Annotated in this window: 1 pseudogene; it reads left to right on the top strand. The window is 64.4% G+C overall.

The features are described 5' to 3' along the window. A pseudogene (locus SB753_RS36075) lies at positions 1-298 on the top strand (lipoyl(octanoyl) transferase); the annotation flags it as partial. Between the last annotated feature and the right edge of the window lie 11 nt (positions 299-309).

Raw genomic sequence — 309 nt, 5'->3', positions numbered from 1 at the left:
GCCTGAGCAGCCGAACGCCGGATTGCACGTTGGCGCTAAGATCGCCGCGCTGGGCCTGAAAATCCGTAGCGGGTGCAGTTATCACGGCGTCAGCCTCAACGTGAAAATGGACCTGCAGCCGTTTCTCGCCATCAACCCGTGCGGTTACGCGGGGCTCGAAACAGTCGACATGGCGACGCTCGGCGTCGCAGTCGGCTGGGACGACGTAGCCCGAACCCTTGCAGCAAGCCTCATCGCCAACATCGACGGCATCCCCGCAGCCGTCGGCCTACCGCAGGCCGGTGCCATCACCGCCTGACTGGAACGAAC

It is taken from the genome of Paraburkholderia sp. SIMBA_053 (assembly GCF_046534895.1).
GTDB lineage: Bacteria > Pseudomonadota > Gammaproteobacteria > Burkholderiales > Burkholderiaceae > Paraburkholderia > Paraburkholderia caledonica.
Note: the sequence above shows the minus strand (reverse complement) of the source record. Positions and strands in the feature narration are given on the sequence as shown.